Source organism: Halospina sp. K52047b (assembly GCF_008709855.1).
Classification (GTDB): Bacteria; Pseudomonadota; Gammaproteobacteria; order Pseudomonadales; family Oleiphilaceae; genus Halospina; species Halospina utahensis_B.
Window position 1 is genome coordinate 469,615 of record NZ_VYJH01000002.1, and the last position, 9,228, is coordinate 478,842.

Genomic DNA, 9,228 nt, shown 5'->3' on the forward strand with positions numbered 1-9,228 from the left:
GAGCAGGGGCATACGACCATGGCTTTGAGACCAATTCTTACCGTTACCGCACTGGGTGCAGGGCTGATGGCCGGCAGTGCGCTCGCAGATGGTGTACGCAGCCTGTCCCAGGATGAAATGGTTGAAACCTACATTCAGGACTCCGCCATTGTGGTCTCTCCCCGCCGTGATCGCCAGACGCGTACTATTGAGGAGACCCGGGCACGAGCCATCCGGGCACTGGTCCGCCCTGGCGAACCCATCCGCACCGAGGCAGACGAAACGCAGACCGTGATGGACATGCAGCGCCACCGTATGGAAAGCCTTGAGCAGGCCCAGAACTTTGCGGAGCAGGAGTTCATCCGCCAGGCGCTGACTTCCCCCGCGGACCAGCTTCAGGGGTTGCAGCCCCAGATCGATACCAGCCTGCCGCAGCCGGTGATTCCAGGTTACGGCACCCCGGATATCCCCGAGGGCCCCTTCACTCGCAGCTATGAAAACGGTCAGCTTGGTCTCAGCTTTGATGGTGACACCCTGAACTTCTCGATGGGCAACAATCCGCCGGGCGTGGGCGCCATTGATCTGCCCAGGGGAATTGATGAGGGGCCGGTCAAGCTGACCCCCAGGGCCGGGGGCGGCTTTGATCTTTCGATTGATGTGCCCCAGCAGTAAGCCGGGCCTGCGCTTCAGAGAAGTGTCTGGCTGACGCACAGTTCGATCTTGTCGAGGATCATCCGGATCTGACGCACCTCCCCTTCCAGATGATCCTCGAAAGACCCTCCGGCCGCATAACTGTCCGAAATAATCCGCGCGCCCATGCTGATCCGCAGGGCGGCGCTGCTGATCCCCTTCAACGGAACCGGCTGGCCGATATGACAGCACTGCCCTGCGGCCCTGCGCATAGCCTCACCAAGTGGCTCCAGACTGTCCCTGTCCAGTTCCTGATTCAGGAGCTCATACAGTCTCCTGGTCTGGCCCGCATCCAGATAACCACCTCCCTGTGAGGCCTTCACCAGAAACGGAAAAATGCTGCGACGGTTCGACAGCTCCCGCCCCGCAAAATCATTCCTGGCCCACCAGTCCTCATCCGGTGCAAAGAGGGGCTCAACCAATGGATGCTCGCGGAGTAGGCTCACCACCTGTTCACTGAACCGGTTCAACCCATCAACCCTGATGCGTTCCGGCACCGCGTAATAGCGCTCCATTTCAGCCAGCGCCGCGCGCCAGCGCAGAAGAACCCCGGTCTGGAGAGCCGGCCGGGCGCACGCCACCATGGACTGCCAGCGCCCCAGGGCATCAGACGTTATGTAATCAGAAAGCCCTTCAGGCAGAGCCCCCCTATCATTGGCCAGCCGTCGCCCAACCTGTTTGGGAAAAATGGCAGCGCCACTGAACGGCGGGCCGGTAAAGAATTTTGAGCCGGTCAGCAACAGAATATCGCCCTGCTCCAGATGGGTCCGCAGATCCTCTGGATCCGTCCGCAACTGACAGGCATCCACAATGATCTGAAGACGGCCGTCAAAACGTTCCCTGAGACGGTCCATGACCTCCCGTGACGGACACCACCGGCCCAGCTTGGATTGCTCCATCGCGTGCAGGATGACCGAATGGCCCTCGCTGACCAGTGAGGCCACACAATCCTCTATGGCCGCATCCATTTCCGTGGGTGAACGAACCCGACCGGTCTCGCCATGGATATCAATCGCCCGGTAACCAATGGGCGCCATGCCGGCAAGCCGTTCGCCCCGGGTGACGGGCACGCCCAGACAGGTCTCGCTGTCGAAATGCCGGCCGGTCACTGACTCAGGGGTACCGGACCCTGTCTCATCCGCGCCACAGACGACACTGACCCAGGAAGCTGAGGAATCACTGGCGGTTACGCCCACCGACAGGAGCTGGGCATCGGTCCCGGAAGGCACGAGAAAGGCTGACGCTTCAAGGTCGTTCAGCCCCAGAAGACCCATCAGTTGATGCTCAAGCTTACGGAAACAATCCGGAACGACCTCTGACGGTCCGGCGGCAAGCAGGTCGTGCAGCAGCTGCTGTCGGTAGTGGTCGGCCGCTTCGTAAGCCTGACGGGAAACCGACGACGCCGTCGACGATGCGAATGTGAATGCATGGTCGCGGGGGGCCGGTGAACAGCCGTAGCGGTTGAGCCCGGTCACCGGATCCACGATGAGCCGGCCGTCACCGCCCTGCATGAAGTGCCAGTGCGTCGGGTTCAGGAGCGTCGGATAGCGCTGATCCAGGCACTCCCCGATGCGCCGGGTATGGTGGAGCAGCTGCTCGAGATGCTTCCACTCCGTTCTGTGGTTCACAATGGCCACGCGGATTGCGAGGCATCCATTAAGTGTTGTGGTGGAGGGAGCGGAAACCCCCTGAAGCTGCAGCTGCGTCACGATAGCCCGGTTGAGCGCATCCAGATAATGCTCTGAACAGACCCCGGTGGCATGATCTGAAGAAGGCCGATACCGCAGGCAGACAATATTGCTGCTGACCGGCGCCAGGCATTCCAGGTCCTCAGCGGCGCTGACACGGATTGCCAGCTCTCGCGCCAGGCGGCAGTGCTTTCTGACACTGGCCGCCATGCTTTCAAGCCCTACCCCCTGGAAGGTGAACCAGACCTTGAGGGCCAGAAAGCCACGTGACAGCTCAGGTCCCAGGTCACAGGGCCAGGGCGCACCTGCCTCGAGACCGATGGGCTGGGTTTCGAGATATTCGACAGGCTCCGAGAACGTACTCCGGTGCGCCTGGGCATCGCGCACAAGCACACCTCCGACCGCGTAAGGCACCTGGAACCATTTGTGGAAGTCAAAGCCCACCGAGTCCGCCCGGTCGAGACCGGCCAGATCATCCGCGTACTCCTCAAGCAGCGCCAGTGCGGCACCGAACGCAGCATCCACGTGGAACCAGAGCTGTTCCTCTTCGCAGATATCAGCGATCCCCGCCAGGTCATCAATGGCGCCGGTGTTCACGGTGCAGACCGTCCCGATAACCGCGAACGGCTTCAGGCCGGCACGACGATCATTCCGGATGGATTCGCGCAACGCCGCCGTATCCAGCGAGTGGTCATCCCGGACGGGTACCCTTCTTAATGACTCGCTGCCCAGACCGAGCAACTGGAAGGCTTTGACCAGCGCCCCATGCGTCTGCGTTGAGCAATAGCCCACCAGAACCGGTCCTTTTCCCTGGACCCCCTGCCTTTTAACCTCTTCGCCCAGAGCCCATTGCCGGGCAACCGCAAGCGCAATAACCGAGGCCATCGAGGTACCACTGACCAGCAGCCCGGAACTCTGCTGCGGAAACCCGAACAGTTCCCGACTCCACTGGACCACCTGGCCCTCAACCGCATGGGCAATATGGTTCCGGCCACCGAGGTTATTGTTCAGCAGGGCGGCGCAGAGCTCACCCAGGGCGCCATAGAGATTGCCGCCCCCATGCACCCAGCCGAAGAAACCGGGGTGGAGGTTCCCGTTGGTATACGGGATCAGATGGTCCCTGAAATGATCCAGGAGCTGGTCAAGCGGTTGACCCTGGCTTGGTGCCGGCCCCGTAAATGCACGCAATGCCTGCTCGGCGGGCGGCTGCCAGACAGGCGCCTCTTCAAGCCCCCGGTAATGATCCAGCCCGGCTTCCAGCGCTTCGTGAAAGAACCGGCTGAGGGAACCGAAGTCCTGCGGATCAAGATTCGCCATGATTCCCCCTCACAGCGCGCCGCTACGCCTCTGCCGTCTCAACAGCCACGCTCTCAGGCTCCGCGACCATATCCCGGACACGGATTTTCTGTGGAACCGCCCCCTTCCAGTCGACAGCCTCCACATTCTCGATGGTGGCTTCTTCCGGCCCTTTGGGGTCTGAGAGCAGATGGCTAACCGCCGCCTCGCTTCCGGCAACAACGGCCTCCACACGACCGTCAGAGAGATTCCTGAGCCAACCTTTCAGGTTATGCTTGTGGAGCTCATGCCGGAGCCACTCCCGGAAGCCGTGTCCCTGGAGCTCGCCACTGAAAAGCACATGCCTGGCAACAGGATTGGCCGGATCCGCCTCAAAGCCATGTTCCTGGGCCGGCCCCTCAAGCCCTTTCGGTGGGTTGAAGTCCCACTCCGGAACGCCGGCACGAGCGCAGAACATCCGATGCGCCGCCATGATGATCTCGAGCGCCGCGTCATTTTCAGGTGTGTTCTGGTAAGTCTGGCGCAGGAAGCTTCGCATGCTGGCATTGGTCTCGAAGATGACGACTTTTCCGTAATCCTCCGCTTCCGTGCAGACCGCGAAGTCCACCCCGAAATACTCCAGATCGAGCGTCCGGAGTGCTGTCTCAAGGTTTTCCCAGACACCCGGCTGAAAGTGCGCCGCCGGATCCTCGATGAAGTCCTGCTCCATGTCATAGAGCCAGGGGAAACTGCGGAAGGATTTGCGGGTTTCCTCCCCGTGAACGTTCCAGTCCCCGTCATGGCCCATCCGCAGGTGTGCAGGGTAAAGCTTGCCGTCGACCATGAAAGCCCGGTACTTGGGATGGAAGCGATGGCCTTTGGCACGTGGGTCCGTGAAGGTCACATCGTGGTACTGGAGAACGTAGACCTCGGCTTCGTCCGTGATCCTGACCGGCGTGGATTCAGGGTCATCAATACGGTACATGTGCTTGCCGTTCTGGAAGCCGGATGGCCGCACGATTACCGGGGCCCGGAGTCCGTTATCCCGGATGGCAGCCTGGACCCGGTCACTGATATCTCCCTGGACACGGCCCAAGGAAACGCTCCGCGGCATGAGGATACCTTCGCACTGCCCCAAGCGCTGCGCATTCTCCTCCCGCGTGGTGCGCAGCACCTCCGCTGGCGCATTGATCACCGGAGCACTGAGTTTCCGGCATACCCTGCTCGCATTCCTGAGGCCTTCCTGGCAGCGACCCGCATCGGTAATGCTGTTGTAAACAACATCAACGTCAGGCAGGTCATCCAGTACCTCAGGACAGTCATCGATCACATCCACACTGAGGGAGGTCAGCGTAGCCGCCCCCGTGTCAATCATATGCATCAGATTGTTATGGCCCTCACTGACCGTGAGCTGCCCGGTCGTTGGGTCATAGTGATAGGGGGCACAGCCAACTGTCCCCAGAATCAGTATCCGCAGCTGTTCTTTTCCGGAAGCCTGCGCCTTGGCTACTGGCTGTCGGAAGGCCGCCTGCAGACCCCACTGACAGCTGAGCTCTTCCTTGCCAAGTAGACCATAGAGCCCTGACAGGAGCTTTTTCGCTGTCAGCGGCTTTTCCTCCGCGATCGTCACCCAGTGACGGGTCGCGTTGAGCGCATCCAGGTAGCTACCCTGCCGGAGTGCCAGTCCGACGTAACGCTCGATGAGGGTTTCGTTGTTCGGCTCGATACGACATGCCCGGGAAAAGCTGACGACCGCGTCGCCCAGTTTCTGGTTGCTAAGCTGGGCTTCACCCAGCCAACGCCACCCTTCGGGGTCTGCCGGATCGATTGCAAGTATCTGTCTGGCGGCTGCGGTCACTTCAGCCGGGTTGGAAGTATTCTGGAGCCTTGACCGCGCTTGCGACAGTGCTGCCGGTTCCGCAATACGCCCATTACTGTTTCCCCGAGATGCTTTGGCGGATGCCTTGCGGCTCTTACCAACCGTCTGTTTTTTCTGCTTGCGTGCCATTTTCAGAACTCCAATACCAGCCGCACCGAATCACCATCTTCAGACCCAGTGCCTTTGCGATGCCCTTTCACGGACTTTACCCAAAAGGCGCAGGATTTGATGAGGATGAATTCCCAAAACGGGCTTATGGATGTTTGCGGGAGACGGCCGAAAACAGAAAAGCCACCCCGAAGGGTGGCTTTTTTCAGCCTTACGGGTCGTTTTATTCGCGACCGTAGATGGCCATCTGGGTGTTGCTCACCTGCAGGTTGCTGATGCCAACAGAGCCTACGCTGGCAGTAGTGCCGTCACCGCCACCAACATTGATGGTCGGCATCCAGACGTCAGCCTGGAAGTTATCCAGATTGACGCGGAGCGTTTCACCGTTGGCAGTATCAGTGCCGCTGAGCGCCTGACCCTGGCCAATGTCCATGCTCACGATGGCAGCGCCACCGCCCAGCACGTCACCATTGCCCTTGGCTGCGCCTTTCAGGATAGGCAGCGAGCCGGCGCCGGCCATGCGCATGCCTTCCAGGCCAACAGCAGCCACGTCGAACTCGGCATTGAGGTTATCAATGGCGAACCCGGCTTCGATTTCCAGTGAGCCGGAAGAACTGTCACCACCAACCACGTTGTCAGTGCGGGCAATGATGTCCAACTGGCTCAGGAACACATCCATATCAATGGAGGAAACCAGCGTGGCGGAGGAATCGCCATCGGAGGACTCAAGCTGGAGGGCATTATTGGCGGTACCGCCGATATTGAGGTTCATGTCCACCGGCACGGCATCGCCATCCGCATCCGTCTTGTAGCTCTGCACGGAAATCAGGGCATCACCATCATTCAGTGTCAGATCCTGACCACCAAGACCCGCATCGGAACCCGCTTTCGATCCGAAATCCGACAGGCTGTCTTCCGCGGTCTGGCCGCTGGGCAGGTCAACATTGATGGCGACATCAAGCCCTTCACCAAACGGACCACCGGAGTCCATGCCACCGATGGACAGGTTGTTGACCAGCAGGGAGCCTGTAGCGGCGCTGTCAGTGCTCTGGCTGTATTGGATCTGGTCCATGCTGACCTGGGTGTTCAGCTCGATGGTGACACCGGCCTGGCCAGTGGTGTCGCCCATCGCCTGATCGGACATGGCCGTCAGTTCCGCCTGTGCGGCGAACGGTGCTGCGGCAACGGCTGTTGCCAGTGCAAGTTTATTCAGGCCTTTCATGATTGTTCTCCTTAGAGATTCTTTGATTGCTTCGTTTATTTTTATTGCCGGTCATTTCTGACCGGGCAATTGTGATTCTAGGTCAGACAATCAGATCATAGAGTGAACAGGTTCACAGGTGATGAGCAGTGGCAGGAGGAAAACCTGAATTGTGATTCTATTAACATTCGGTCAGACATTTAACAAAAACGGCCACCGGGAGGTGGCCGTCATAATGACCTGATAATCCAAGGGAAAGGCCTTTTATCCATTGCTCTGGCGCTGTGCCGCCTTGCGCATCATCTGCTTGACCGCCATCTGGAGTTCCGGCTCGATCTGCTGGGACACGGGCTCCCCGAAGACCCATCCGTCCTCACTGTTCTGCCAGTAAGGAACGGACATGAGCAGGCCAAGGCCACCAAGATGCTGCAGTTCAACCATCAGGAACCGTACGTCATCGATACCCCGGTCCCCTTTGATGGATTCCTCCAGCTGCTTCTGGGTTTTTTCCTTGAGCCCTTCCGGCAGCGCCATGGTCATGAAGAGACCGCTGGCTGCCAGATTCCCCCGGAGCGCGTTGGTGATGATCGTCTTCTGGACAGCATGGGCTGCAACTTCAGCCTTCAGCTTCTGCTCCGGGTTGATGTGCAGGAACTGGCCCTTGCCCTGATGGTTCGAGACGTAGCCATAGGGCACAAAACTGCCATTCTCCCGGATGCTTTCCTCAGCCTTGACCTTGCCTTCCTTGAAGAGCTTTTTCAGCATTCCGACAACCAGCTTCTGCTGCTTTTCCGAAAGCTGGCCAAACGCCATTTCCTTGGCACCCTTCTCCTCCAGGGCCTCTCCGCCCTCCTGGCCCAGCGCAGCGGAAGGAACCAGGGCACAGATGATGAGAGCACAGAGCAGCGTTCGAAACATGATATAACCTCCAGACGTTAGCTGTACCATTCGCGCCAATTGTGCCTCACAGCACCGCAGGCGCGACCTTCACGGGGTCACATCCCGAGTACTGAACGGTTAAACTGTGATGCTTTTCACTGGAATCGCCATGGAATCGACTCACGTCCTGTCACAGCTGAGCTGGTCGGCGCTGGCACAGTCCCTTGCGGATGAGCCCGGCTTCTGCCTGTTTGATGTGCCCGGCGCAACGCATGAGCCCGCGCCGATAAGGGTCATGACCGCCCTGCCCCGATTCCGGGAGACCTGTTATCAGTGCGCCGACCACACCGCCGGACTCAGCCAGCGGGCGCGGCAGGCGCCCGAAGATAGTGCCGGTTGGCTCCCGCTGAAGCTCGGATTTGTGAGTTATGGCGATGGCGAAATGGAACTGCCGACGCGCAGGCCCTCGCCCAGGCCGCTCATACAGGTCAACGAGTATGACTGGCTGATCCTGTACCGCCCGGAAACCGGCGCAATGGAGCTGCGCATCCACAGGGACTGCCCACCAGGGCGCCGGCAATACATCCAGGGGCGCCTGAACGCGCTCATGGGTGCACATCACGCCGCGTACAAACCCGGTTTCCACCTGACATCGGGATTTGCGGCGCTCCAGTCCCGTACGGACTACATGGAGTGCATCCAGCGGATCCATGACTACATCCACGCCGGTGACGTCTACCAGGTCAACTACGCCCAACCGTTCCAGGCACACTATGAGGGCCACCCCATCCACGCCTTCCAGGCACTCCACAGGGCCAACCCCGGTCCCTGCTCAACCTACTTCGATACCGGCGTCAACCGCATCCTGAGCCTGTCTCCGGAGCGGTTCCTGAAGGTAAGGCGGGGACAGGTGGAGACCCGCCCCATCAAGGGCACCCGGGGTCGTGGCAGCACCCCCGAGGAGGACCGGAAGCTGGCGGAGGCGCTGCTTACAAGCCCCAAGGACCGGGCCGAGAACCTGATGATCGTGGACCTTCTGCGCAATGACCTGGGCCGCTGCTGCCGCATTGGCTCAGTCCGGGCCGAACCACTCTTCGCCCTGGAAACCTTCACCAATGTGCACCACCTGGTCTCCTGCATCACTGGCGAGCTGGCTCCCGGACTTTCACCACTGGACCTGCTGCTCAGCGCCTTTCCCGGCGGCTCGATCACCGGCGCCCCAAAGCGCCGTGCCATGGAGGTCATCCGGGAACTGGAGGAAGAACCCCGTGGCGTCTACTGCGGCAGTTTCTTCCACTGGACCCCTTGCAACGGCTTCGACAGCACCATCGCCATAAGGACACTGGAGTGCCGGGACGGGGAGATCACCTGTTTCGGCGGTGGTGGGATCGTGGCGGACTCAGAGCCCGAGGCGGAGTACCAGGAGTCGATCACCAAGATCCAGCTGCTCATGGACGTCCTCACGAAGCTGTAGGAGCCTGCCTGCAGGCGATCCATATTCCGTGTATCAGAGATCGCCTGCGGGGCAG

6 protein-coding genes are annotated in these 9,228 nt (G+C 60.2%); 2 read left to right on the plus strand and 4 right to left on the minus strand.

Annotation, left to right across the window (positions count from 1 at the left end; genetic code table 11):
• The first annotated feature begins 18 nt into the window (after positions 1–18).
• Positions 19–651, plus strand: coding sequence for a hypothetical protein (locus F3089_RS04590; protein ID WP_202405701.1), 633 nt, complete (start codon positions 19–21; stop codon positions 649–651).
• A 14-nt stretch (positions 652–665) separates the two neighbouring features.
• Here F3089_RS04590 and F3089_RS04595 read toward each other — a convergent pair whose 3' ends face one another.
• The 4 genes from F3089_RS04595 to F3089_RS04610 all read right to left on the minus strand — a co-directional run bounded on the left by F3089_RS04595 (position 666) and on the right by F3089_RS04610 (position 7,738).
• Complete coding sequence (locus F3089_RS04595; protein WP_225741668.1) at positions 666–3,674, minus strand: pyridoxal phosphate-dependent decarboxylase family protein; 3,009 nt, start codon at positions 3,672–3,674, stop codon at positions 666–668.
• A 22-nt stretch (positions 3,675–3,696) separates the two neighbouring features.
• A complete protein-coding gene (locus F3089_RS16035; protein WP_225741669.1) occupies positions 3,697–5,640 on the minus strand; it encodes an acylphosphatase in 1,944 nt (647 codons plus the stop codon).
• A gap of 202 nt (positions 5,641–5,842) precedes the next feature.
• A complete protein-coding gene (locus F3089_RS04605; protein ID WP_151439645.1) occupies positions 5,843–6,841 on the minus strand; it encodes a DUF6160 family protein in 999 nt (332 codons plus the stop codon).
• Between the two features lie 243 nt (positions 6,842–7,084).
• A complete protein-coding gene (locus tag F3089_RS04610) occupies positions 7,085–7,738 on the minus strand; it encodes a hypothetical protein (protein ID WP_151439646.1) in 654 nt (217 codons plus the stop codon).
• 130 nt (positions 7,739–7,868) lie between these two features.
• On the opposite strand from F3089_RS04610, the gene pabB reads away from it, so the two are divergent.
• A complete protein-coding gene (pabB, locus tag F3089_RS04615) occupies positions 7,869–9,173 on the plus strand; it encodes an aminodeoxychorismate synthase component I (RefSeq protein WP_225741670.1) in 1,305 nt (434 codons plus the stop codon).
• Positions 9,174–9,228 lie beyond the last annotated feature (55 nt).

Coding starts and splice junctions, on each gene's coding strand:
- F3089_RS16035 (WP_225741669.1), bottom strand. CDS start 5,640: ATGGCACGCAAGCAGAAAAAACAGACGGTTGGTAAGAGCCGCAAGGCA.
- F3089_RS04610 (WP_151439646.1), bottom strand. CDS start 7,738: ATGTTTCGAACGCTGCTCTGTGCTCTCATCATCTGTGCCCTGGTTCCT.
- F3089_RS04590 (WP_202405701.1), top strand. CDS start 19: ATGGCTTTGAGACCAATTCTTACCGTTACCGCACTGGGTGCAGGGCTG.
- F3089_RS04605 (WP_151439645.1), bottom strand. CDS start 6,841: ATGAAAGGCCTGAATAAACTTGCACTGGCAACAGCCGTTGCCGCAGCA.
- pabB (WP_225741670.1), top strand. CDS start 7,869: ATGGAATCGACTCACGTCCTGTCACAGCTGAGCTGGTCGGCGCTGGCA.
- F3089_RS04595 (WP_225741668.1), bottom strand. CDS start 3,674: ATGGCGAATCTTGATCCGCAGGACTTCGGTTCCCTCAGCCGGTTCTTT.